21 protein-coding genes and 1 pseudogene are annotated in these 24,978 nt (G+C 45.7%); 13 read left to right on the top strand and 9 right to left on the bottom strand.

The window, feature by feature from the left end:
* Positions 1 to 54: 54 nt before the first annotated feature.
* Entirely contained in the window at positions 55 to 1,011 is a 957-nt protein-coding gene (locus tag KE627_RS08295; RefSeq protein ID WP_056939235.1) for a nucleoside hydrolase, read from the bottom strand.
* A gap of 148 nt (positions 1,012 to 1,159) precedes the next feature.
* On the opposite strand from KE627_RS08295, the gene KE627_RS08300 reads away from it, so the two are divergent.
* Positions 1,160 to 2,242: a PrsW family intramembrane metalloprotease gene (locus KE627_RS08300; RefSeq protein ID WP_013727313.1), complete on the top strand. Its 1,083-nt coding sequence runs from the start codon at positions 1,160 to 1,162 to the stop codon at positions 2,240 to 2,242.
* A gap of 10 nt (positions 2,243 to 2,252) precedes the next feature.
* The gene (locus KE627_RS08305; RefSeq protein ID WP_013727314.1) at positions 2,253 to 3,248 is read left to right on the top strand and encodes an NAD(P)/FAD-dependent oxidoreductase; all 996 of its coding nucleotides are present in this window, start codon (positions 2,253 to 2,255) and stop codon (positions 3,246 to 3,248) included.
* Positions 3,249 to 3,300: 52 nt separating this feature from the next.
* On the opposite strand, the gene KE627_RS08310 is transcribed toward KE627_RS08305, so the two are convergent.
* From KE627_RS08310 to KE627_RS08320, 3 genes are read right to left on the bottom strand one after another with little or no spacing between them, the layout of a single operon-like run.
* Positions 3,301 to 5,562 carry an ATP-binding cassette domain-containing protein gene (locus KE627_RS08310; protein WP_056939234.1) on the bottom strand — a complete coding sequence of 754 codons (2,262 nt, stop codon included), beginning with the start codon at positions 5,560 to 5,562 and terminating at the stop codon, positions 3,301 to 3,303.
* Positions 5,563 to 5,568: 6 nt separating this feature from the next.
* A complete protein-coding gene (locus KE627_RS08315) occupies positions 5,569 to 6,357 on the bottom strand; it encodes a potassium channel family protein (RefSeq protein ID WP_136861260.1) in 789 nt (262 codons plus the stop codon).
* Between the two features lie 14 nt (positions 6,358 to 6,371).
* Positions 6,372 to 8,516, bottom strand: coding sequence for an LTA synthase family protein (locus tag KE627_RS08320; RefSeq protein WP_013727317.1), 2,145 nt, complete (start codon positions 8,514 to 8,516; stop codon positions 6,372 to 6,374).
* Positions 8,517 to 8,678: 162 nt separating this feature from the next.
* Here KE627_RS08320 and KE627_RS08325 point away from each other — a divergent pair, with 162 nt between their 5' ends.
* The 4 genes and pseudogenes from KE627_RS08325 to KE627_RS08340 all read left to right on the top strand — a co-directional run bounded on the left by KE627_RS08325 (position 8,679) and on the right by KE627_RS08340 (position 12,103).
* The gene (locus KE627_RS08325) at positions 8,679 to 9,338 is read left to right on the top strand and encodes a histidine phosphatase family protein (protein ID WP_013727318.1); all 660 of its coding nucleotides are present in this window, start codon (positions 8,679 to 8,681) and stop codon (positions 9,336 to 9,338) included.
* 23 nt (positions 9,339 to 9,361) lie between these two features.
* The gene (locus KE627_RS08330; protein WP_013727319.1) at positions 9,362 to 9,811 is read left to right on the top strand and encodes a GNAT family N-acetyltransferase; all 450 of its coding nucleotides are present in this window, start codon (positions 9,362 to 9,364) and stop codon (positions 9,809 to 9,811) included.
* Between the two features lie 190 nt (positions 9,812 to 10,001).
* Entirely contained in the window at positions 10,002 to 11,234 is a 1,233-nt protein-coding gene (locus KE627_RS08335; protein ID WP_013727320.1) for a PTS transporter subunit EIIC, read from the top strand.
* Positions 11,234 to 12,103: pseudogene (locus tag KE627_RS08340) on the top strand (alpha/beta hydrolase). Before KE627_RS08335 ends, KE627_RS08340 begins: the two are co-directional and overlap by 1 nt.
* Here the strand turns inward: KE627_RS08340 and KE627_RS08345 are convergent.
* The 4 genes from KE627_RS08345 to KE627_RS08360 form a co-directional block, all read right to left on the bottom strand.
* Positions 12,095 to 13,198 (bottom strand): acyltransferase family protein, encoded by a 1,104-nt coding sequence (locus KE627_RS08345; RefSeq protein ID WP_146971964.1) that lies wholly within the window; start codon positions 13,196 to 13,198, stop codon positions 12,095 to 12,097. The pseudogene KE627_RS08340 and the gene KE627_RS08345 overlap by 9 nt on opposite strands.
* Positions 13,199 to 13,332: 134 nt before the next feature.
* Positions 13,333 to 14,604, bottom strand: coding sequence for an ISL3 family transposase (locus tag KE627_RS08350; RefSeq protein ID WP_013727284.1), 1,272 nt, complete (start codon positions 14,602 to 14,604; stop codon positions 13,333 to 13,335).
* A gap of 218 nt (positions 14,605 to 14,822) precedes the next feature.
* Positions 14,823 to 15,314, bottom strand: coding sequence for a C40 family peptidase (locus KE627_RS08355; protein WP_013727323.1), 492 nt, complete (start codon positions 15,312 to 15,314; stop codon positions 14,823 to 14,825).
* A 290-nt stretch (positions 15,315 to 15,604) separates the two neighbouring features.
* Complete coding sequence (locus KE627_RS08360; protein ID WP_056939021.1) at positions 15,605 to 18,316, bottom strand: MMPL family transporter; 2,712 nt, start codon at positions 18,314 to 18,316, stop codon at positions 15,605 to 15,607.
* A 156-nt stretch (positions 18,317 to 18,472) separates the two neighbouring features.
* Between KE627_RS08360 and KE627_RS08365 the strand changes: the two genes are divergently transcribed.
* From KE627_RS08365 to trxA, 4 genes are read left to right on the top strand one after another with little or no spacing between them, the layout of a single operon-like run.
* A complete protein-coding gene (locus KE627_RS08365) occupies positions 18,473 to 19,453 on the top strand; it encodes a linear amide C-N hydrolase (protein ID WP_013727325.1) in 981 nt (326 codons plus the stop codon).
* A gap of 32 nt (positions 19,454 to 19,485) precedes the next feature.
* The gene (locus tag KE627_RS08370) at positions 19,486 to 20,106 is read left to right on the top strand and encodes a glycoside hydrolase family 73 protein (protein ID WP_056939020.1); all 621 of its coding nucleotides are present in this window, start codon (positions 19,486 to 19,488) and stop codon (positions 20,104 to 20,106) included.
* A 60-nt stretch (positions 20,107 to 20,166) separates the two neighbouring features.
* Positions 20,167 to 20,928, top strand: a complete 762-nt coding sequence (locus tag KE627_RS08375; RefSeq protein WP_081464591.1) for a TerC family protein — start codon at positions 20,167 to 20,169, stop codon at positions 20,926 to 20,928.
* A complete protein-coding gene (gene trxA, locus KE627_RS08380) occupies positions 20,903 to 21,232 on the top strand; it encodes a thioredoxin (RefSeq protein ID WP_013727328.1) in 330 nt (109 codons plus the stop codon). Before KE627_RS08375 ends, trxA begins: the two co-directional genes overlap by 26 nt.
* 8 nt (positions 21,233 to 21,240) lie before the next feature.
* Here trxA and KE627_RS08385 read toward each other — a convergent pair whose 3' ends face one another.
* Positions 21,241 to 21,630 (bottom strand): hypothetical protein, encoded by a 390-nt coding sequence (locus KE627_RS08385; RefSeq protein ID WP_013727329.1) that lies wholly within the window; start codon positions 21,628 to 21,630, stop codon positions 21,241 to 21,243.
* An 88-nt stretch (positions 21,631 to 21,718) separates the two neighbouring features.
* On the opposite strand from KE627_RS08385, the gene KE627_RS08390 reads away from it, so the two are divergent.
* From KE627_RS08390 to KE627_RS08400, 3 genes are all read left to right on the top strand, one after another.
* Positions 21,719 to 22,273: a GNAT family N-acetyltransferase gene (locus KE627_RS08390; protein WP_013727330.1), complete on the top strand. Its 555-nt coding sequence runs from the start codon at positions 21,719 to 21,721 to the stop codon at positions 22,271 to 22,273.
* Between the two features lie 245 nt (positions 22,274 to 22,518).
* The gene (gene nhaC, locus KE627_RS08395; RefSeq protein WP_056939019.1) at positions 22,519 to 23,916 is read left to right on the top strand and encodes a Na+/H+ antiporter NhaC; all 1,398 of its coding nucleotides are present in this window, start codon (positions 22,519 to 22,521) and stop codon (positions 23,914 to 23,916) included.
* A 208-nt stretch (positions 23,917 to 24,124) separates the two neighbouring features.
* On the top strand, positions 24,125 to 24,739 hold the full coding sequence (locus tag KE627_RS08400; protein ID WP_013727332.1) for a LysM peptidoglycan-binding domain-containing protein: 615 nt from the start codon (positions 24,125 to 24,127) through the stop codon (positions 24,737 to 24,739).
* Positions 24,740 to 24,978 lie beyond the last annotated feature (239 nt).

A 24,978-nucleotide genomic window follows, 5' to 3' on the forward strand; every position in this document is an offset into this window, starting at 1 on the left:
TCTGGGGAATAGGCGGTTTGTTTGTGTAACTTATAAGGCAACTTCTATTTCGAATTAATGTTTACTGAACAGTCCAGTCAAGTGTGTCATGAATGCATTCAGGTAGGCTGGAACATCTGCATTGACAGCCACTTTAACGTTGGTGTTTGGATCATCCAGTCTTGCCGGGTCTCCGGTCGTTCGGCCGTAATACTTCTCATCGGTGGTGACATACATGTTCAAATCGATGGTTTGAACGAAACCTGGGTTAATTGCCACGCCAACCGCAAACGGATCGTGAAGGGCACAGCCGTGAAGGTCTGGGCTGGTGACTTCATAAGCCTTGATGTAGTAATCAACGATGTCGGCGAAGGCTTCACCTGATTTGGTGTGAAGATCACGCCATTGCTGGGTTTCTTTGTAAGTTAATAGGGTTCTGAGGGTCACGTCCAAGCCAACTTGAGTCAGTGGGGCCTTTCTAAAGACGTGATCAGCGGCGGTTGCATCCTGTTGAATGTTAGCCTCGGCGACGTTGGTTACATTTCCAGGAACCGTAACAGCGCCACCCATGATGGTAATATTGCCGATTTCCTTGGTAATTTCCGGAGCCTTCTTAATGGCAGCGTCAAGGTTGGTCAATGGACCAGTTGGAACCAAGATGAGATCCTTACCGTATTGCTTAACGGCGTCAATAAAGAAGTCAATGGCATCGCCTTTTTCCGGTTGACGTTTGGGGTCGGGCAATTGAACATCGCCGATGCCGTTTTCACCATGAATCTGGGCACTAACCGGCATTCTGTCGAAGTGATCGGATTCGGATGAGTGTGACAGTCCTTGATAAACCGGAACGTCCGTTGCGCCCAAGAGTTCCAAAATCTTCAGTGAATTTTGAACCCCGTCTTCAACGTACACATTACCGTAGGAACCGATAATACCAATTAAATCAACATCGGGATCGGCGACCGCATAGGCAATTGCCATTGCGTCATCAATACCGGTGTCCAGGTCGAGAATCATTTTTTTCTGAGCCATTAAGAACTACCTCCGTTTGTGTATTATCAAGGATGAAAACCCTTTACCTAATCATAACCGAATTTTATTGGAAACTCAATTCCGCTTCGAACTTGAAACCGATTAATTTGTAAGTTACGCTTAATGGTATCAACCTTAGGAGTAAATTATGAAAAAAAGTGTTAAAACAATTGGTAGTCATTTTTTCTCTTTGGTGTGGACCGGTGTTCGTCGAAATTATGATAATTTGGATGATAACATCGCCAAACATCTGGGAGAGTCCGAGCCCAACAGTCCGGTTGAGATTCATTTATCACGGATGTTTTCGGAAGTCTTTAAACGGCATTCCAGAGACGAAGCCGACCGTTTATTCATCGTCGGCACTAAAACAACGACTCCCAGCCTGCGGAAAGTATCCAGCCGGCCGGTCACGCCGTGGTTTTTTACCCGCGTCTTTTTAGTTCTGGCAGTCAGCTTCGTCATGCTAATGGCCTTACTGTTTGTCTTCAAAAGTAACAAGGTCATTCCCGGAATTATTTTTATCGGGTCTTTGGCAGTGCCATTCTCCCTTTTGATGATGTTCTTTGAGATCAACGTCTATCAAAACATTTCTGTGCGACAAACCATGGTGATCTTTTTAGTCGGCGGGATTCTGTCGTTAATTGTGACGATGACCTTTTATCTCATCCTGCCGATTCGAACCGAGGTTAGTATTGAATCTGCTTTGATTGTTGGGATTGTTGAAGAACTGGCCAAATGTGTCGTGATTATTTTGTTCATTAATACCTATAAAGCCAACTACATTTTCAATGGCGTCCTAATCGGCGCGGCCATTGGTGCCGGGTTCTCGGTTTTCGAAAGTTCCGGTTATGTCAGTGAATACGGTCTGGCCACAATTTTTACCCGGAGTTTTCAAGCCATCGGCACCCATGCGATTTGGGCAGCGATTATCGGTGGGGCCGTGATTCTCGGCAAGACGCGGAAAAAGCAATTTACCGTGCGGGACTTCTTTACGAAACCCAAATTTTTTATATTCTTTCTCGTGGTCATCTGCCTGCACACATTTTGGGATTGGGATATCCCCAACACCGGAATTGGCGTATCATTACTGCAGGAATTAATTGATATTGCGATCGGCTGGTTCCTAATCTTTGTCATGATCGATGCCGGGTTAAGAGAAGTCAAGACACTGCAGGGGCAACAGATTATCATTCATCGAAGTAAACAGAAGAAGTTCGTTAATAAACGCTAGGAGGATCCTGATGACAGAAGTTGATTCATTTTATGACATTACCATTATTGGCGGCGGTCCGGCGGGGATGTTTGCCGGTTTTTACGCCGGTTTGCGGAATGCCAAGACCCAAATTATCGAAAGCTTGGCAGAAATGGGTGGTCAGGTGACGGCATTGTACCCTGAAAAGACGATATTAGACGTTGGCGGCTATCCAAACATCAAAGCCAGAACATTAGTCGATGAGTTGGAAAAACAGCTCAGCGGCTCTGATACGGCCGTTAAATTAAATCAGACGGTGATCGATGTCCAACAGATTGACGGCGGCTATCAGGTCACCACTAATCAAGAAGTCACCAAGACGAAATCAATTATTATTGCCACCGGGGTCGGGGCCTTTAATCCCCGTAAGCTGGCAGTTGATAACAGTGAAGATTTTGAAGGCAAGAGCCTATTTTATAGTGTCAAACATCTGGATCAGTTCCGCGACCAAACCGTCTTAGTTGCCGGCGGTGGTGACTCTGCCATTGATGAGGCACTGCTCCTGCACGGCGTGGCCAAAAAAGTGTACCTGCTGCATCGCCGTGATAAGTTCCGTGCCTTGGAGCATAACGTTGAACGATTGATCCAGTCGACCATTGAACCGGTGACCCCTTATCTGATTAAAGGCTTAACTCAATTAGATAATGGTCAAGTGGAAGTCGAAGCAAAGAAAATGAAGACCGAAGAGATCAAGAAGCTGGCCGTTGACAAGATTGTCGTCAATTACGGCTTTATTGCTCAAGATGATGCCTTGAACAAATGGGAGGCTCATCCGGAAATCAACCGGGGCACCATTGAAGTTCAACCCAGTGGCAAAACCAATTTACAGAACGTTTTTGCGATTGGGGATGTTTCCAAGTACGAAGGCAAACAGCCACTGATCGCCACAGCTTTTGGCGAAGCGCCCATTGCCGTTAATTCGATTATGAAAAGCTTGTATCCGGATCGCAGAGGTCCGATTCACAGTACATCCATTAGAAAATAAGACACAAAAAGACGGTTATCCTCAATTTTGCGGATAACCGTCTTTTTGTGTCTTATTTTCTATCTAAATTATATTGTTTCAAAGCCTGACCAGTCCGAGATTGTGATTCTTGTTGGGAATCTTTTGGCAACCCGGAGAACAAAATCCGACCACCATAAATCCCGGCATCCGGACCGACGTCAATCAGCCAATCAGCCTTACTGATGACTTCCAGGTTGTGCTCGACGATGATCAGGGTGTTGCCGGCTGCCACCAGCTCATCAAACAGTTTGATGAGCTTGGCGACATCTTTCATGTGCAGGCCGGCAGTTGGTTCATCCAGTAAGTAAATGGTTCCGGTTTGGTTCAATTGAACTGCCAGCTTTAATCGCTGCAGTTCACCACCGGACAATGTTGTGAGCGGCTGGCCGAGGGTGAGGTAGTCCAAGCCGACTTTTTGCATGTTGATTAGTTTGTCATAAATTTTGGTCATATCTTTGAAGAAGTCAATCGCCGATTCAATTGGCATATTGAGGACTTCACTGATGTTCTTGCCTTGATACAGGTAGCTGAGAGCCTCGTTATTGTAACGTTTGCCGTCACACATCTCACATTTTTGGACGACTGGGTCCATGAATGCCATATTGGTGATCGTAACGCCTTTTCCTTTACAGCGGGGGCAGGCACCTTTGCCGTTATAACTGAACAGACTGGTGGAAGCCCCGGAAACTTTGGCAAAAATTTTTCGAATATCATCCAAAATATCGAGGTAGGTGACAGGCGTCGAGCGGATATTCGTTCCAATTGCTCCCTGCGCCAAGTCGATATACGGTTCGTGGAGCTTTGGCCGTAAGGCATCCACTAACGAACTTTTTCCTGAACCGGCAACTCCCGAAATGACCGTTTCAACCCCCAGCGGGATGTTGACGCTGACGTCTTTGAGATTATGGGTGGTGACATCCTTAAGTGAAATGGCTGATTTAAATGGTCTTGGCTTCCGATATGTCAGCGGTTGTTTCAGGTATTCACCGGTCATCGTGTGCCCATTGAGCAGTTGGTCATAAGTACCGGTAAAGGTCACCTGACCGCCACCACGGCCAGCTTTGGGGCCAATTTCCACCACATAATCCGCAATTGGCATCAGCTCGGGGTTGTGCTCAACGACCATGATTGTGTTGCCTTTGTTCTTCAAATTGATCAAAGCATTCTTAATCAGCTGAATATCATGGGGATGCAAGCCGACGCTGGGCTCATCCAAAATGTAGACCATATCCACCAGTGAACTGGTCAAAAATTTGGCGATTTTAATCCGTTGCGTCTCGCCACCGGAAAGCGTTTCGGTGCTGCGGTCCAAAGTCAGGTAGCCCAAGCCAATATCGATCAACGACTGAATTTTGGTTGCGACTTCACGAATGACGTCCGTAACCAATGGCACCTTGATTTCGTGCAGAAACTTTAAGGCATGAACCAGGTCCATTGACAAAACGTCGGCAATATTTTTGCCGTTGATTTTGCAAGTGAGCACCTCAGGACGAAGGCGAGTCCCATGACATTCAGGACAAGGCCTTCTGGTGACAATTTTAGCCAAGGCTTCCTTGTGATGCTGAGCTTCCTTTTTGCCGATAATTGATCGACGAATTCTGGGAATCAAGCCTTCGTAAAGGGCAGTTCGGTGCCATGCGGCCGGCGCATCCTTCAGCGTTTGTTGAGGTGCATATAACAAAGTATCCATTTCTTTTTTAGTGTAGTCTTTCAAAGGCTTATCATTGTCAAATAGGCCGCTGTCCGTGTACCGCCGCCAGCGCCAAGTGTTGGGACCAAAGCTGACAAAAGTGATTGCCCCTTGGTTCAGTGACTTTTCCGGGTCAATTAACGCGTTGGCATCAATATCATCGACGTAGCCCAATCCCTGACATTTTTGGCACATTCCTTGGGGCAGGTTAAATGAAAAAGTGTCTGAATAGCCGACAAAGGGTTGACCAGCCCTTGAAAACAGTAATCTCAACAACGAGTAAATCCCCGTGTAGGTTGAAAGAGTCGAGCGGGCATTTTTACCGATGCGTTTTTGTTCAATCACAATGGCAACCGGCAGGTGCTCGATATTTTTAACGTGCGGCTGCCCGTATTTTGGCAGATACTGCTGGGTAAAACTGGGAAAAGTTTCGTTCAATTCCCGCCTTGAGGCTGCGGCAATTGTGTCAAACACCAACGAGGATTTCCCTGATCCAGACAGACCAGCGAAGACTGTAATGGCGTACTTGGGAATCTTTAGGTCAACGTGCTTTAAGTTGTTTTGATAAGCATCGTGAACTTCAATTGCACCATGTTCGAACATATAAATTTAGGACCTCCTATTTTTTTGATGATTTTTAGCAGTTGGGAGCTTTTTGGGAACGGCTTCTTTCTTAAGTTCTTTTTGCAGCTGATTGACCTGTCTGGACAGCCGGGTGACTTGTTTGGTTAAATCTTTCAGCACATCGGTTTCGTCATTGTGTTTATCCTGAGAAGTGAAAAAGTCGGTGATGGTGGAAGTTAGTAAACCAATAAAACCGATTCCACCCAGCATCAGGACGGCCGAAATGATTTTGCCGCCGTCGGTCTTGGGGGTAATGTCACCGTAACCAACGGTGGTCGCGGTCGAAATGGCCCACCAGAGTGAATTCTGCAGGGAATCATGCTCAAAAGACGCAAAGATCAGCGAGCTGAAGATGAGGATTACCAGACTGATTGATAACAGGTAGATAAAGCCGGTGTCATAGAGAAATTTGTGAAGGGCGTTGGTTAATTTGCCAGAGAGACCAAATCGCCACAGCAGGTTGTAATAACGGACAATCGAATAAATCCTGGCAATCCGGAAGAAGATAAAGATTGGGTGCGAGGGGATCAGCGCAATCAAGTCAAATAGATTGGAGATTAGGAAATCTTTTTTTGACTTGGCCCGTTTGAAACGAATTAAATAATCGATCAGGAAAAAGAGCCATATGAGTCCAAAGATCACTCGGTATGGCCCTTCATTGAGGGTAATTTTAGTCACGAGGGCAAGAACTGCCAAGACAAAGGAAACCAGTGCCAATGAAACGACAAGGATATTGTAAAGCAAGATTGGCATGTTCTTGGTGGCTTGTTTCATCTCAGATTTCCCCCTTAGCGACTGCTGTCGTTGTTATTCGCATCTGGATTGGTAATCTTGATTCGGTTGCTGTCGGTTGTCTTATGGTGAATTTCCGGCGCGTCGGTGAAGTATTCTTTCCAAGTCGACTTGTCACCGTTCTTGGAATAGATACTGGTGGACTTCTTACCCAAACGTTTCTCAATCCGCTTTTCTTTTTGATAAAGGTCGGCGTAATTGTAATTCCGTGGGTCAATTGCCTTAAAGCCCTTTGGATGATAGAAGCGCAACAGATTCTTTTCGTTCAACGAATCTGACAGTGAAAGCTCAGTTTGAACCCGCTCCTTATCCTTCTTGACTTGAGCCTGTTGGCGTTTGGTTAATTTCAACAGTTGGCCGGTCTTATTGGAGTAAATGCCGCCACTCAGTGAAGTGAACGCCGGGCTGACCCAGTCCTGATTTCGAAAGGCAACGACTTGATCGTGCTGCTTGGATAAAATGTCGGTCCCAAATTGGACGTAGCGCTTGCTGCTGATGCCTAGGAGATGCATCAAAGTCGGCAGGACGTCAATTTCTCCGGCATATTTTTTAGAAACAAACCCGTTCTTTTGGCCGGGTACATCAATAATTAACGGGACCCGCTGCAGCTGGGCGTTATCAAAATCGTCCCAGTCGTCAGGATTCTTGCCTAATGCCTTGGCCAAATTGGTGTTTTCCGAATTGGAAATGCCGTAGTGGTCACCATAAAGCAGAATCAACGAGTGTTTGAGCAGGCCGGTTTTGCGCAGGTAGTTGTAGAACTCATGGACGGCTTGGTCCAGATAGTGGGCGGTCAAGAAGTAGTTGTCCACCACGTCATCGCCGGTATTGGTGGTCTTGAAATTGGTATCTTCTTTATCCAAATCGTATGGGAAATGGTTGGTGACCGTAATGTATTTAACGTAGAACGGCTGTTGGAGATTCTGGAGGTATTTGACCGAATCCCTGAATAACAATTTATCCTTTAAACCATAGCCCAACGAGCGGTCACCGGTGGTGTTGTAGTAACTGGCATCAAAGAAGTATTGATAACCCATGTTCTTGTAAACGTTGTTGCGGTTCCAGAAACTGGCAATGTTTCCATGGAAGACTGCAGAAGTGTAGCCACGGCGCTGATTTAAGATGGCTGGAGCGGCTTGGAAGGTGTTGTCGCTGCCAAGTTGGGCGAACAGAGATCCCTGCGGCAAACCGTAAGTGCTGGTCTCCAGCATGTTTTCGGCGTCAGAAGTTTTCCCTTGGCCAACCTGGTGGAAGAAATTCTTGAAAGCGTAAGAGGATTTACTCTTATAGAGTTTGTTTAAAAATGGGGTCACTTCTTGGCCGTTGATTTTCTTGCCAATCAGGAATTGTTGGAAACTTTCCAAGTGAATCACGATGACGTTTTTACCCTTGGCAATCCCATAGAACTTTTTATTCGGTTTGGCATAATGCTTGCGGGTGAACTTCAAGACGTCGTTTAATTCCGATTTGGTAGCGGTGGCCCGTAAATCATTGTTGTGCTGGGATTTTAAGCCATCGTAGACTGTAAAGGCATCCAGGCCGAGGTACTTCACTATGTAAGCCCGGTCAAAGGTCCGCGTCAGCAGCTGCGGCCGATCCATTTCGGCCAGTGACAGGTTAACAACGAAAAAAAGGACCGAAAACGAGGTCACTGCCAGACCAATTCGGCGATTCAGCGGCCGGGGGTCGATTTTGATTTTGCGAAGAACCAACAGCAAAATGATGACCACCAGATCAATCCAGTAAAAGATATCGTGGAAATTGGTCAGGGCAAGTGAACTGCCGCTGAGCCCTTGGTTGACCTTGGAGTAGCCGGTCATTGTGCTGACGGTCATAAAATCGGTGAACTCACGGAAGTAAATCACGTTAAGGTACAGCAAAACGGTGTTTAAAATTGAAATTAAGATCGCCAGCGGATAAAAGAACCGGCTTTTTTTGAAATAAAGGGCGATACTGAGTAACAAAGTCGTCGTTGCCAACGGGTTAATTAAGACAATCAGGAACTGAAAGGGATTGGTAATTCCCAGCCCGAGGTCGACAAAATAGGCCAACATGGTTTTGGCCCAAAAGCAAACAATTAATAAAATGATGAAGCCCTTGCGAGTGCTGCATTTTTCCAGGACCCAATTAATATATTTCAAAACAGTGTGCTCCTTACAATAATTACTTGCTTTATCTTATCAAAAAAACGCGCAGAAATAACCATTGTCAAGAGATTTTGCAGAAATCTTAAGTTGATTGGTGTGCGCGGATTCTCAAAAAATTGTTATACTTTAGATATTAAGGGTAAAGGATGTGTCATCATGAGTAAATTTAATTTGTACATGGTTCGTCACGGTCAAACCTACTTTAACATTTATAACAAACTTCAGGGGTGGAGCAATTCGCCACTGACGGAAAAGGGCATTCAAAACGCGGTCGATACCGGTGAGAAATTGAAGGACACCAAGTTTGCGGCTGCATATTGCAGTGATACCACCAGGGCGGAGCAAACTGCTCAAAAAATTTTAGATGAAAATGACGCCTCGGATATTGATGCGCCAATTACGTCAATGTTTTTCCGTGAGGAGTTTTACGGCTACTTTGAAGGAAATGATATGAGCCAAGCTTGGTATTTGGCTGGCGCCCCACACGGATTGCCGACCTTCCGGGATATTGTTGAGAAATATTCCATTGGCAAAGCGAAAGATTATCTAAAAGAAGCCGATCCGTTCCATCAAGCTGAAAACAATCAGGAATACTGGAAACGTTTGGATCAGGGGTTTGACCTGATTAAACAGAACCCAGAAATCAAAGACGGCGACAACGTCTTATTAATCAGTCATGGTAACACATTGCTAAGCGTTGTGGAACGCTATGGCAATGGTCAATTTGATGTGACTGAGCGGCCAGCCAACGGCAGTTTGACCAAATTGACCGTTGACGGCGATGACATCCATGTGGTGGCCTTTAACCAACAATAATAACAAGTTAGGCGGGTATGAATTTGGAGATTAAATTAACTGATCAATTGGATCAAATTTATCAAGACGCAAGAACCATTCGCCATCATGTCTTCGTTGAGGAGCAGGGAATTGCTGAAACCGACGAATTTGACGGTACTGATTCCGACGCCATTCATTTTGTTGGCTATGTGAATGGGGAACCGGTGGTAACTGCTAGAACGACCGTCACCAAAAAGGGCGTTCATATTCAACGAGTGGCAACTGAAAAAGCCGCCCGGCATCACGGTTATGCCCAGCAGCTCCTGGAATACCTGCTGGGCCAACCAATGTTTGAAGATGCCCCAATGTTTTATTTGGGGGCCCAGAAAACGGCGATCGGCTTTTATCAAACACTGGGATTTGAGGAGTATGGGGAGCCATTTGAAGAAGTCGGCATCCCGCACGTCAATATGCGGCGAACGCACTCAGCCGCCGATCACCACGATCGATAAAATGATAGTTGGTTGTATGTAAATATTAACAGAGAGATCCAAGCGGAATTCAGGTACCGCTTGGGTCTCTTTTTGCTTTGCGGTCCGTGATCACTCAAGGCCATGACATTAAAGTGACATTTTACTTGACAAAATTGGCAGATAAAACAGAATAAGAGTGATTAAATGAACGATTCCAGGGGGGATTGGCATGGATCAATTAATGGCCCGTTCAATGAAAGCTTATCAGAGCAAGTTTGCCCGTGTGATTCAGGATACTTTGGCGCTGCTGTTTCCAATTATGTTACTGGGAAGTTTTGCCGAGGTCTTGAAATATTCTTTTTTGACGCCCAGTGGGTTTGTTGCCACCGTATTCGGGGTGACCAAGTGGCTGCCCGCTGCGAGGCAGATTTCACAGCTATTGGGGCTGATTGTCCACTGTACGGTTGACATGATTGCCTTATACGGCGCTTACGGGATTGCCTACTGTACGGTAAAAGCATACGGGCGCCAAACATCGGCGTTGTCAGGTGCTATCGGCCTGCTGGCGTTCTTGATGGCTGCCTATCAGCCCCATAGCCACGGGCGATTGCTGTTTAACAGCACTTTGATGGGGCAGGGACTGTTAATTGCCTTGATAATTGGCTATATCGTTGGGCGGATCATTGTTGCCTTTGAGAAACGCCGGGCGTTACGATCCTACCAAATCATTTGGCCCTTGCTGCTGGTGGTTGTGTTTTCAATTGTGGTCAATGTTGTTGTCAGCCTCACCAGAAGTCCGGAGGTTCAATCGTTCATCTCGTCAACTGCCTTGCATGCGGTTCAGGCCAGCGCGCTTTCCTATGTCATCGGCATGGGATTGTTGACGGATCTGCTGTCTTGGATGGCGGTTGGCGGACCGTTTTCTGCAAGTCCGACCTTTACCGATCCAGCAGCGTTGACCAATTTGAATCACGCTCTCAAAACAGGGTCAGCCTTCAATGTGCCATTCAAATATACCGATGTGACCCTCTTTCACAGCTTTGCCAATTTTGGCGGCAATGGCGCGGTACTGGCGATGATTATTGCAATTTTAGTCTTCTCCAAACGACAGCGTTTTTTGACTGTCTCGAAGTGGTCAATTTTTCCGGCGCTGTTTAATAATAATTATGCGATGATGTTGGGGATCCCAATCGTTTACAACCCGATTTTTCTGATTCCGTTTCTGCTGGCACCACTGGTTAACATGCTGGTTGCTGCTTCTTTTCTGGCGCTCAAATGGATTCCGGCAGCCGTTTATCCGGTACCTTCAGGGACGCCGGGGCCTTTGATTGGTTTCTTGGGCACCAATGGCAATTGGTTGGCGCTCATTCTCGGAGCGGTTCTGATTTTCGTGGATGTGCTGATCTATATGCCATTTGTCAAACTGTATGATCGGCTTGATCGAAACCGGGGTGAGCAATGATGAAACGGACAGTTAAAATCTGGTTATGGAGTCTTCTTGCGGTGTTGCTGTCAGTTGGCTTGATTGTCGCTTCACTCTAGTGGTCACACCAAAATGTCAGTGAGTTAACCCGGCACCATAACTCTCAGTTATCGCCAGTCATCATGATTCCGGGGAGTTCGGCCACCGAAAACCGTTTTGATGGTTTAGTCAGTGAGATCAACCACAACCGCACGAATCCGCATAGTTTATTGAAGGTCAAAATTACCAACGATGACAAACTCCACTTCACCGGCCGGCTGAGACCGGGGGACAACGAGCCATTCATTGTGGTTGGCTTTCAAAATAACAAGGACGGTTATAGTAACATCAAGCAACAGGCCCGCCAATTTAACGTCATTTTCCATACCTTGGTCAGTCGATTGAATTTTAATAATTTTAAAGCGATAGGACATTCTAATGGTGGCTTAATTTACACCGTATTTTTGGAAAATTATTTTGATCAATATTCTAATGACGTTTGGATGACTAAGTTGATGACGATTGGGTCGCCGTTTAATTTCAATGAGCGGTCAATTGATAACAAGACGCAAATGTTATCGGATTTCATCAAGAATCGCAACAAGCTGCCCAATAATTTGAGCGTCTACTCAGTTGCCGGCACTAAGAACTACACGTCTGATGGATTAGTGCCGCTGGTAAGTGTTGCTGCCGGCCGGTATGTCTTTCAAGGCGCCGTTCGTCATTTTACAACGATCACAGTGTCTGGTTCCAACGCCCAGCACTCTGATTTACCGGAAAACAAGCAGATTGTTGATTTGATTAACCGATACATTCTCCACTCGACCCGGGTTCCAAGAGCAAGGCAAAATGAACCGCGACTACATTAACCGTCGTCGAAAATGTCTGTTAAGCCACGACCAGCTTTGGTGAATCGTAATCGCTGAGGCAAATGACAGTAGCCAAGTTCCAATGTAGACGGAGAAAATGCCTAAAACTGGTTGGCGACTCATCAACCCTTGGCCAAATGTTCGCCAAAGCAGTTGATTCCAAAAGACGTTGGACAAAAAGGCTGGATAGGCAAAGTTGGCCAAGCGGTGAATCAGATGAGTGACCTGGAGTTTCCGTCTAAGCTGGGAGTCGCCTAAAGCAGCAATCAAACTAATGATGCTGAGGTCATAAATGGTCATCGATGGTTTGTAGTATGGGGCGTTAGTCAGTTGAACGGGGAACTTGAAGGCAAATAATTCACAGTTAATCCAAACGAACGATCCCAGAGCAAAAACGGTTATCAACCCGTGTTTTTGGAGCCAGCGATGGGCCACTTGGCGATACTGCCAAGCCAGAGTCCCGACAACTGCATATAATAAGAAACTGACAAATAGTCTGTCCAGCAGGTACCAATCCTTGGCGTGCGGGCCGTGAAAGACTTGGGTGTCATAGAAGATTAACCAGACCAACTGGACCACCGAAGTCAGCAGCAGAACCAGCCGGCCACGCTGTTGATTATGGCCACACCAGCTGGCCAGCCACCAGAAAGGCGGCATCAGAATGATGAATTGCAACATCATCGAATTGTACCAAAGGTGGGGTGCAGCATTCCCGTTGATGAATTGCCAGGCAAAGTCGCCAATCGTGTGATAATGCTCGACTTGCTGGACATTTGGCATGATTAATAAGTAGATCAGGGTCCAAGCAATGGTGGGGATGAATGACGCATGCCACATTTGCTGGAGATAGCCCGGGTAGCTTAAATCGGTGTCGTGAGTGACTCGCATGGTCGTATACAGGATTCCGGTAATGAACGCTGGTGCCGTGAATTTGATGAGGTTGTAACAAATGCCAATGCCGATCTGGATATTGACAGTCGGATGAGTTTGCAGGGCTCGACCTAGAATGATTTGCAGCATGACGGCCGCGCAGGCAAATACCTTGAGGTAATCGCCCATGTCTGGGGTACTGGGAGATTTGATTTTGCGATCCATATCTGTAGCTCCTTTGAAGAATTGTCTACTACCAATATACCAAGTGAAGCCGAAATTACAAAAAGAGGCTGGAAACAAATGAATGTTTGGTTCTTCGTCAACTGTTGTTGGTGAACAAAATATTGGAGTTCTAATCACTTGGTGATTAGGGCTCTTTTTGTATGAACTCGAAAAGCGAACAGCACTCTTAGCCGGAATCTGAAGAAGTTTCGGTAACCAAATCCAGTGCGCTTAATGACTTTAATCTTGTTGTTTGAACCTTCTAATGGCCCGTTGGTGTAGTGGTGGGTGAAAGTGTTGCCAATTTCATCATGATGAGCCGCCAAGGTTTGGAGGGCTGCCAACATCTCTTCCGAGCACCCCTGCAGGTGGTGAAAGGCTTGATTATAGTTGGGCCAGTCGCGGTTTTTGATGGTTTCACGTAACCGATTCATCACGTCGTAAGTTTGCTTGAGCTCGGGATCAATGTCCAGTAAAGCATCAACCACATCCGTGGCAGTTGCCGGATAAGGGAAGTTTGTCCACTTACGGAAAGCCTCGTAGTTAAGGTGATTGGCCGGCGTTAATAATAGTTTCCAATAGCGTTTCAAGGCGTGATACTGGCGTGAGGAAGTGGCCAGGGTTTTCATGAGACGCACTCGCGTCTTATTAAAAGCCCGGTTTAAAGCGTTAACCAGGTGGAAGGGATCGATGACAACGATGGCGTTCGGGAAGATCTGCCCAACCAATTTGGGATAGGTATAGTTCATATCGGTAACGATAATTTTCACATTTTCTCGCGCGGCTTGGTCATAATGTTGGAAGTACTTTTGAAGCTGATAGATGGTTCTAAAGGGCAACAGGTCAATCAATTCGTGGGTTTCCGCGTCCATAAATTCAAAGCTCATCGCGTCGGTGGCGCTCTTAGTACTTTTAACTTCGTCCATGAGGAGAACTTTGGGTAAGTAGTGCCAGTTGGTTTGAAAGTCGTGTTCAGCGCGCAAGAGCTGCCGACCAACGAATGAATCCGAAGTGGACAATTCATTGGCAATGTGTTTGAGGCTCACTGGTTCCGTTAACTTCTCTAAACATTGTTTCCGGGTTGTATTTGAAATCGTGCAGTGCTTCGGCACTGCACTCGTCTGCGCCAGGAAGTTGGTATGACAAGCCTTACAGTGAAAGTTTCGCCGATTGAGGCATAGGATAACCGTGCTGCCCAATGTTTTAGCGAATCTAATGGTGGTCTTCCGCCAACCATAGCCAATGATCTGGTGATCATTAATAACCCCACAATTGCGGCAGGCCTTGGGAGAATAGTTCAGTGATCCATTTAATCTGATTACCCCATCATCACCTATTTTGCCATTCTCAATTTTTAAGTGTTCATCATCTATTCCTAACAACATTTTCGTAGTATCATTTGACATAGGGCATTTCCTTCTTTCTCTAAAATCTTCGTGGTTGTTGGTTTTGATGAACGGACAGGAAATGTCCGCTTTTTTTATTCTAATGAAAAACAAAAAATCTGTCATCAGTAATAGATAAAAATCTATTACCAACAACAGATATTGTAGAGCCGAATGTTTCCAGCCTCTTCAGGTGATAGTTGATTGAATTGTTGTTATGTTGCTATGTGTTAAAAAGATTAATCGTCGGTAGCGTCATCTGAGTCAAAGTTAACGACGTGAGCGGAACCAACGTAATTCCACCATGGTGCTTTAACAGTTTCGGTGATGACACCGCGGTTTTGAGCATCGATCATCTTACCGTTGCCGATGTATAAACCAACGTGAGAAATTGATGCTGCGCTCCAACCGAAGAATACCAAATCACCTTTTTGCAGGTTCTTGTATGATACCTTCTGGCCGGCGTTGTATTGTGCTTGGGCAGTACGAGGAAGGGTGACACTCGCAGCCTTTTTGTAAACGTAACTGGTAAAGCCTGAGCAATCAAATGCTGAAGGACCAGTGGCACCATAAACATATGGCTTGCCGAGGTTTTGCTTAGCAACTTTATAAACGGCTGAATATGAAACATCAGTGTCGGCAGCTTTGGATGCTTGAGCATCTTGGAAACCGGCAAATGATAATGTGAAGAATGCTACTAGCGTAAGTAATATTTTTGTATGTAATTTCATTTTTTATCAACAACTCCCTATCAAATCTACAGTGATAACAATACCAATGAATTGTTGCAAAAGTGTAACAAACAATTTGCAATGCAGTTAAATGTCATATGGCAGTTGAAACATTGGTAACCTGGCTTGTGAATAACCGTTTCCACAAGCTGATTTGAGGGTGTTTATAACTGAGCAATTAAAAAAGCCGCCCAATGTGAATTGAGTGACTTTTTTGAAAAATGTCGCCATGATTTGGATTAAATTTGTCTGAAGATGACGTGGCAAAAATAGAAATCTTAATAAATTATTTATTTATTCCTCAAAAGATTGTCTTTATTGGGCAAGGTTACGGCCAATTTCCCCATCGAAGTGACAATCATTGGCAAGATCAGGTAGTAGACGCAGACCGTGTAAATGACGATCAATGCCGTTTCAATCATTGCAAACGATGCACCAAATGTGAGGCCAATTGCCAAGGCAATCACGACTAGCAGAATGTAGCGGACAATCTTGCCGTAACTGGCCATGGTTGGCCGAATCCATTCCAGCAGTGACAATTCCGTGTATCTGAATGACAAGCCCAACGCAATGATCTGCCAGGCGGCAATCGCGGTCAGGATGCTGATTGCAAGAATTGGCACCTGCCAGTCAAATTGATTGGTGCCCGTGACATAATGCATGGTCAGATAGGTTAATTGAAAGCCGGTGATCGCAGACATTACGAATGCAACGGTCCAATACAGCGGTTGGAGAATCGAACGACTGACAACGAAGACAGTCACCAAAATCCCGATAATCACTATTGCCAATAAAGTAATGAAATGATGATTGAGTTTGGACTGGTTAATGGATTGTGTAATCGGCTCGCCAGTGAAGGCAACCTCATCTGACGACAGCGGAGTTCCCCGCAGCTGCAAGCCAACTTGAGCTTCGAGCATCTTAACCTGCTTAAGGTTGGTTTTGCTGGATGGGGCGTTGTTCATGACAACTTGAATGGTGGTAATCTTCTTGTCCTGGCTGGTGTAGTTAAGCATCGTCTGCAAGAAGTCGGTGTCCGCCAGCTGCGCTTTGGTAATGTAATAGACATTGGCCGCACCGGACTTTTGGAGACCATTCAAATAATCATAGATGTTGTTTAACTGATCAGTCGAGGAATTAACCTGGGAACTGACCTGTTTTAGTTGCTTCTGGACTTGGCTAATTTGTTGACTGTAACTCTCAAGATTATTGGCGCTGTTTTGACCGTAATTTTGAATGACCGATCCCTCCGCGTTCAGTTGGCTGATGCCTGACGAAACACTTTGTAAGGACTGATTCAATTCGTTAATCTTCTGCTGATACATGCGGACTCTGCGTGAGGCGCCCCGCTGGACGGCGACACTGGAGTTGGCAGCAACACTGTTAACCTGTGAGGCTAAGCTGGAGCTGTCTTCCACAATTTGATTACTCTTTTTAACCAGGCTCTGCATGTCCTTGACCTGTTGCTTGAGGCCGGACAAATTCAGGTTGCTGCCGCTGGTTTCGATGCCATTGGAGGCCTGTGAAAGTTGTCCGGTTGCCTGCTTGGCGTTTAACCCGATGGACTCAAGTTGATTGGAAACGTAATACTTTTCGATCGGCATCCCACTTGGCTGCGTTAATGAATAAGCGGCACTAACCCCTTTGGTATGCTGAAGTTTAGTGGTTAGTTGGTCCAAATGCTGCAGGTATTTTTCGTTATCCAAGGGCTGATCGTTTTTAAGGTAAATCGTGATCGGCGTGGCTTTACCCTGTGAAAAATGTGCCTGGAGAACGTGGGCCCCTTTAACGGCTTGATTAGTCTGCGTTAAGTTGGTCATTGGAGAAAAGTTCAGGCTGGTATGGTAGAAGTAAATGAACGGTAGGGTCAGATATAGAACGACCAGAAAGGCGGCAATCGGCTGCCAGAGTGAAAAATCGGTTGCCCGGTTCCAGAAGTGGGACTTCATCGCACTCAATGGGGCACTGGACGGCCAGAAAATACTTTCCCCTAAAGCGGCCAGGAAAACAGCGTTCAGGGTCAAGACGGCCAGCATTAAGACAACGTAGGTGATGCCAAGAACCCACAGTGATTGTAATTGGTCATAGTTAATGAAGCCACAGCAGGCGAAGATGATGGCCAACGCACTGCCGACAATGGTGATTGGAAAGCGTAGGTCGGCAATTGTCTGCTGGGTGGCGTAACGCGCTTCTCGTTGGAGTGCCAGCACGCTTCTGAGTTTGCGGTAGATGTAGATGTTCCAAATGGTGCCGATCACCACGGTGGCAATTCCGATTTCAAGTGGCGTGTATTGAGTGAAGGCAAAGTGAAAATGTTTGGCCAATGCCGTTGAGATACTAAATGAAGTCGTAAATGCCGCAAATAATGTAATGAAAGAAATGACCGGTGCAAATAACGACCGGAAGTAAATTCCCACAATCAGCATTGAAACCACAAATAATGTGATCAAAATGATGTTGGTAACTTGCGCGGTTTTTTCATTATTGACGTCGCGGACAATTTCCGGACTGGTGACGTAGGACTTTAATCCAGACACCTGGACTTCACCAACCAATTCATTGGTCAAAACGCGCAGGGTACTGCTTTTGGCATCGATATCCAAGCTGGCAATTTGGGTGGAACCATCTTTAGACAACAACTGCTGTTTGCCGGCCACGTTGGTGTTGATGGTAACGATCTTCTTGATACTGTAAAATGATTGATGGGCTTTGAGTTTATTCAAGGCATTGTCAATCTTCGTCTGCTGCTTAGCGGTGATCTTGCCGTTTGGGTTCGTGTAGACCACGTTAATGGTAGACGCTTTTCCCAGATTGTACCCCCAATCATTTCGCAGCTGCTGAGCTTGCGCCGGTTGTGAGTCTTTGGAAAAGGTGGGCTGGCTGTATGACTGCAGTGTATCGGTCACGTTTGGAGCGGTTATAATTGCAATAAATGTAATAATCAGCCATACTAACAGCGTGAATAAGCGATTTTTGTGTAATTTTGCGATAGTTTCCTTCATTGATTCGTCCCCTAAATATGTATGTATGAAAAAGGCTCATATATTAAGAGTTTACCATTTTATAAAGGCTAGTGCGATACGTTTTGGGCGTTTTGTGTTATATTGGGAAAATTGTTGTGAAATTTAGTCGACCATTTTTGATGGGAGGTTCTTAACGTGTGTACAAGTATTTTTCAAATTGGCCATGAAGACGGCGCCCATGTGTTGTCACGGACGATGGACTGGCCGCAGCTGGGAGCTCATCCCGTCTTTGTGCCCCGCAACTACGGTTGGCACTCGGTATATGACGACAAACGTTACGTCACTAAATATGCGACGCTTGGGTCCGGCCACCAGCACGCCAAACGAATTGATATGTCTGACGGGGTTAATGAATTTGGCCTGGCGGTTCAAAAATTGACCTTTACCAACGGCAGCCAGCTAGTCGAAACGCCGGGTGAGAACAAAATCCATCTGGCACCGTTTGAGCTGTCGTTCTTTTTGCTGTCCAATTATCGATCAGTTAAAGACATCGAGGACCATATTGAAGAAATTGAACTGATGGCTGACAAGTACAGCTTAATGAAGTATGGCCACAGTGAATTGCACTTTGCTGCCTGCGATCCAACCGGGCGAATTGTCGTCATCGAACCGGTCACCACCCCAATTGAAATCATTGAAAATCCCTTGGGAGTCTTGACCAACAGCAACCATTTCGATCGGCAAATTGACAAATTAAACAAGTATTTGGATTTTACCCCGGATTTTGTCAACGGAACCGTCCCTCTCAACACACCGCGGGTGACGACCGGCAACGTGTCCGGCAAGTCAATTCCGCCCGGCTCATATTCACCAGGATCGCGATTTATTCGGGCAGCATACCTGAAGGAAAGAATTGACATCCCCCAAAATGAAAATGAGGCCGTGGATAATTGCTGGCACCTGTTGGACTCAGTGAATGTTCCCAAAAGTAAGGAGCACCAGCCGACTTATTCCGTCTACCGGGCAGCCGTCTGCTGTGAGAGCCGAAATTACTACTATCAGCCATATCACGCTAAATCAGTTGCCAAAATTCAGTTGACGGATGACCTGATCAAATCGAATGAAGTAAAGTTTTTTAAAGTAGCTGACCAAATCACCTTCAATGAGTTAAACTAATGTATTGAGGATATGAGCGGGGAGAAATCAAGTTGCGAAAACAAAGTTGGCGGGTTATTGTCATATTATTAGTGACGTTTGCGGTGTTGATCGCGGGCGTTTCCCTGCGTGGGAAGTTAAGTCACCATGCACAGCGAAATTCCGTGCCAACTTTGGTTCAAAAAAGGCCTGATCATTTCTCGACTCGCCAAAAACGAAGCTTTATCAACCGCGTTGGCACGCCGGCCGTCAAGCTGTACTTGAAGAATCGGCAAGTGTTACCGAGCGTCGTGATCGCTCAAGCCATTTTGGAATCTCAGTTTGGCACTTCTGAACTGACAACCACCGCCAATAATTTATTTGGCATCAAGGGGACTTACCACGGTCAGTCGGTCCAGTTCTATACCCGAGAGGTCGAGAACGGTAAATCAATCAAAGTCCTGGCTCAGTTCAGAAAGTATCCGAATTTGGCGGCCTCAATTGCCGATCACAATCAACTGGTCAGCGAGAAGTTTATCAAAGCTAAAAATATTTTGAGTTATCGAAAGTCGACGCGCTTGCTGCAGGCCAATGGGTACGCAACCGATCCTCATTATGCCGCCAAATTAAACCGCCTAATTGTCAAATATCAGCTGAGCCGTTATGATTTAAAAGCAATTAATGAACGTGTATGACTAGCGATTACATTGTTGACCACGTTTAAATGAAAATTTGTTGAGGTGAATGCCACATTGTTGAATTGGGTTTCTAATTTATATGGTCCATTTTTTGATCCTCATAATTGGGAAACGGTGATTACCAGCGGAAGTGACTGGCTGATTATTCTGTCGCTAGTCACGATTGAGTGTTTGTTGTCGGTCGATAATGCGGTGGTTCTCGCTGCCCAGACACAGGCGCTGCCGACTAAAGTTCAGCGGGAAAAGTCCCTGTTCTATGGCTTATGGGGCGCCTACCTGTTCCGTTTCCTGATCATTGGGGTGGGGACTTACCTGATTCATTTTTGGGAAATTAAGGTTATCGGCTCGCTGTACCTGTTTTATCTGGTTTACCAATTTTTCCGAAAAACCAAGATTGTTCGAACTAAGAAACTGGCTGGCAGCAAACGCCACGGCATTTCACTATTCTGGTCGGTGGTCGCCCAAATCGAGTTTATGGATGTGGTCTTTTCAATCGACTCGGTTCTGGCTTCGTTGGCGATTTCGTCCAACCCGGTGATTGTCCTGCTTGGTGGGATGATCGGAATTCTGGCCATGCGGGGCGTCGCTGAAGTCATCATGAAGTTGATGGGGATTATCCCTGAGCTTCAGCCGATGGCCTACGTGTTAATTGCCATTATTGCCTTGAAATTATTCCTGTCGATTCCGGCAATTGACATTGAAATTCCAGCGACGGCTTTTGGCGGGATCGTGATAGCAGCGGTTATCATTACTTTGATTATTCACTATGTAAGAAAAAAGCGGAGGATTAACGATGAGCACGGAAATAACGCCGAATAATTTAGCGGCCGAAACCAACAATCCACTCACCGTGATCGATTTCTGGGCGCCTTGGTGCGGTCCCTGCAAGATTTTGGACCCCATTTTGGCTGACTTGGAAGCTGACTACGGTGATCAAATTCACTTTGGCAGGATGAATGTCGACGGCAACCAGGAAATTGCTGAGAAGTACCATGTCTTAAGCGTTCCCAGCCTGGTCATTTTCAAAAATGGCAAAGCTGCTGAAAAGGTGAGTGGCATTTACCCCAAAGATAAATTAAGAAAATATTTCGATCAAAAAATATCAGAAGTTCAATCAATTTGACGGGCAGTCTACCGAAATGGTTTGATGCCCTTTTGTTTTGCCATGGGCGTCAACTTGGCATTTAGGATGTCCAAGCCTTGAAGCGGAAAGTTAAATATCGGCGCGATAATGGCTCGTTTGGCAGGATCGGGAACCACTTGGCTTTCTTTGAGATTGGGCAGCATTTTCGCCAAGTCGGTTTGGGTGAGATGAAGTGCCTTGCTGTAATACATGACTCGCTGAAAGACCAGGTTTTTGAACCACAGGTAGTAGATGATTCCAGCGGCGGCAATATACCAAAAGATTGTCCAAGTGATGCCAATTTTGGCTGGGGACAGGATATTGGTGAAGAAAGCCAAGATAATAAAGGCACAATATGTTAAAATGCTAATTATGGTTAGTTTAGATTTTGTTGACATGATTGACCAACTTTCATAACGAAATTTGTGATACCATTTAGATATAATTATAGACAAGTTGGAAAAATATAGATAGTGAGATGAAATTGTGAAATTTTCAGTAGAGACAATTGATCGCAAAGATTATGCGGCTGTACGAGGTATTATCGCAGATAGTTATCAAAATGACGGGCCCAACACAGATGGTGACGAGGTTGACATGGTTGATCGTCTGCGCGACAGTGAATCCTATCATGATCAATTTGAAGTGGTGGCCAAAGATCACGATCATCGAGTGGTTGGCCATGCATTGATGGTCCCGGCCGAAGTTCGTTCTGCGACAGGCAAATTTCCAATTGTTTCCATTGTTGAGATTGGTGTTTTACACGGCTATCGAAACGACGGGATTGGTCAGGAAATGGTCATCGAATTAGAAACTCGGGCCCGCTTAGCCGGCTATCATGCGGTCAGCGCAATCGATCATTCTGATTTCTTCTTTAAAAACAACTATGTGCCTGCTGATAATTTCAATATCCTGCCAACGGTGGCGGTTGATTTCAATGATAATTTGATCAAGCCATTGTTCGACGGGGCCCTATATCAAAAGGGCGGCAAGATTTACTATCCCGAAGAATTCTTTGGGATTCGCAGCACCAACTATTAATTTAATCATTCAATGCCACATGAAGTAGTTCATTCATCTGAGGGTCAGAAAGCCGGTGGGAGATGCGAATCGGTCAGGATGGATTAACGAAATACCGTGGCGGAGTTTAACGGATAATAACTAGAGCCGATATCATCTAGTGAGTGAGCTGTACATGTGCAGCTAAACTGGGTGGTACCACGCTGAAGCGTCCCTTAGTCTATTTTTGGATTGAGGGACGCTTTTTATATGGAGGAGTATGTGTAATGGAAAATGATGTTAAAGAACCAACGATTAGTTTAACCGAGGGCATTGTCGTTCTACTGATGATGCTATTGATTATGGGCTTCAGTGTGATCAAGCTGCAAATTTCACCGCAAATTCCAATTTTGTTTGTGATTCTGCTGTTGATTGCCTGGGCTAAAGTTCGCCGCTTTTCTTGGGACTCTGTCAATCAGGGCATCATCAACGGGATTTCAACCGGGATTATTCCGATGTTTATTTTTATTTTGATCGGGGCTTTGATTAGCTCATGGATCGCTGCCGGGGTGATTCCATCACTGATGGTCTATGGTTTTCATTTGATTAGTGCCGAGTGGTTCCTGCCATCGGTCTTTCTGGTTTGTACGATTGTTGGTACCGCCATTGGGAGTGCCTTTACGGTTGTCTCGACCATCGGGATCGCCTTTCTTGGGATGGGGCTCACCATGGGCATTAATCCGGCCATGATTGCCGGGGCGGTCATTTCCGGGGCAATCTTTGGCGATAAGACCTCGCCGTTGTCGGATTCAACCAACTTGGCTGCTGCGGTAGTGGGTGCTGATTTATTCAGTCACATTCGCAATCTGATGTGGTCAACGATTCCGGCGTTCTTCACATCATTGATTGTCTTCTTTTTGATTGGCCGCACCAATGCGCAACTCAATACCGCTTCAATTGACCGAACGATCAACGTTTTGACCGAGCATTTCAGCATTTCCTTGTGGGCATTTGTTCCTATTGTGTTGATGTTCTTATGTGCTTGGCGAAAAATTCCGGCCATTCCAACACTGTTTATCAATATTTTGGTAGCGGTCGGGATGCTGTACGTTGAGGAACCCAAGACCAAGATTCAAGCAGTCGTCAACACGTTGACCAATGGCTATGTGTCCCATACTGGCAATAAAAATGTCGATCAATTATTGACTCGTGGCGGAATTGCCAGCATGATGGCGACCATTGCCTTGATCATTTCAGCCCTGGCCCTGGGTGGTTTGTTGATGAAATTCGGTGTGATTGATGCTGTGATGGGGCCATTATCACGGAAGCTGCAGTCAAATGGCTCGCTCATTTTGGCCGTTATCCTCAGTGGCATTGGTGTCAATGTCTTTGTTGGGGAACAGTATTTATCGGTCATTTTACCTGGGAATGCCTTTAAATCAACTTTTGATAAAGCAAAATTAGCGCCGGTTGCCCTGAGTCGGGCTCTTGAAGATGGCGGCACGGTGATTAATTACTTGATTCCATGGGGCGTGGCAGGTGTTTTTGCCGCCAATACGCTTCAAGTTTCCACGATTTCTTACCTGCCATTTGCGATATTTAGTCTTTCTTCACCAATTTTTTCGATCATCAGCGGTTTCACCGGCATCGGTTTGAAACATTTGAAAATGCATGAAAACGGTTAGCATTGCTACTTTAACAACGTTTTACCTAAATACTGGTCATTCTTAATTTAACAAACATTACTCACTCGTTACATTAGTTACGCGGAGACGGTTTTTCTTAATACGCGTGATATTGGATGGTAACTTCGTAACTATACACTATGTATTGTTGATCGACGAGGTCAACAAAAATTCTAGACACAGAACACAGATATAGGAGTGTGTAATTTTGAAAAAAGTATTATCTATGATCTTCGCTACTTCAGCCGCAGCTATTGGTTTATTCTTCGCAGGATCCGCATATGCTTCAGCAAGCACAGTAGTTACAGTTAAGTCAGGCGACACCGTTTGGGGAATCTCACAACAATATAATTCCTCAGTAAAGGCTATCGAGAGCGCAAACAACCTTCAGGATGCAAACGTCATTCAAGTTGGTCAGCAATTAACAATTCCTTCAGCTGACACCGCATCAAATACTCAAGGTAGTGCACATGCAGCAACCGCAACGACTCAACAGACTCAGAGTTACAGCCAACCAGCTCAAACTCAAACCAACCAAGCACAGACTAGCCAAGCATCAACTTCAACTAGCACTGCTACCAGCGGTTCAGTTGCTGAACAAGCAGCTCAATTGATGGAACAAAAGACTGGTGTTTCAGCATCAACTTGGATGGCCATCAGTTACCGTGAATCAAGAAACAACCCAACAGCACAAAACCCAAGCTCAACTGCTCACGGTTTGTACCAATCACTTTACACAACAAGTAATGACTGGCGCGAACAAGTAAACGACGCAGCACGGATTTACCATTCACAAGGAATGGGTGCTTGGGCATTAAATTAAGAGCGTGAAGAGCCCCGGGTTGATCCCGGAGCACAAGGGAAGGCGGCCAATGATGAACTTGTTCATCGTTGGTCGTCTTTTCTTGTGCAGTAGGGATCAGGGGGTCGGAGCGCATTTTCCACTAGGTAGCAGTGGTGCTGTCGGAGCGCATTTTCCACTAGGTAGCAGTGGTGCTGTCGGAGCGTATTTTAACCAGGTGGCAGCGGTACAAGGTCAAAGATGCCAATTACCAAATAAAA

Source organism: Lentilactobacillus buchneri (assembly GCF_018314255.1).
Taxonomy (GTDB): Bacteria; Bacillota; Bacilli; order Lactobacillales; family Lactobacillaceae; genus Lentilactobacillus; species Lentilactobacillus buchneri.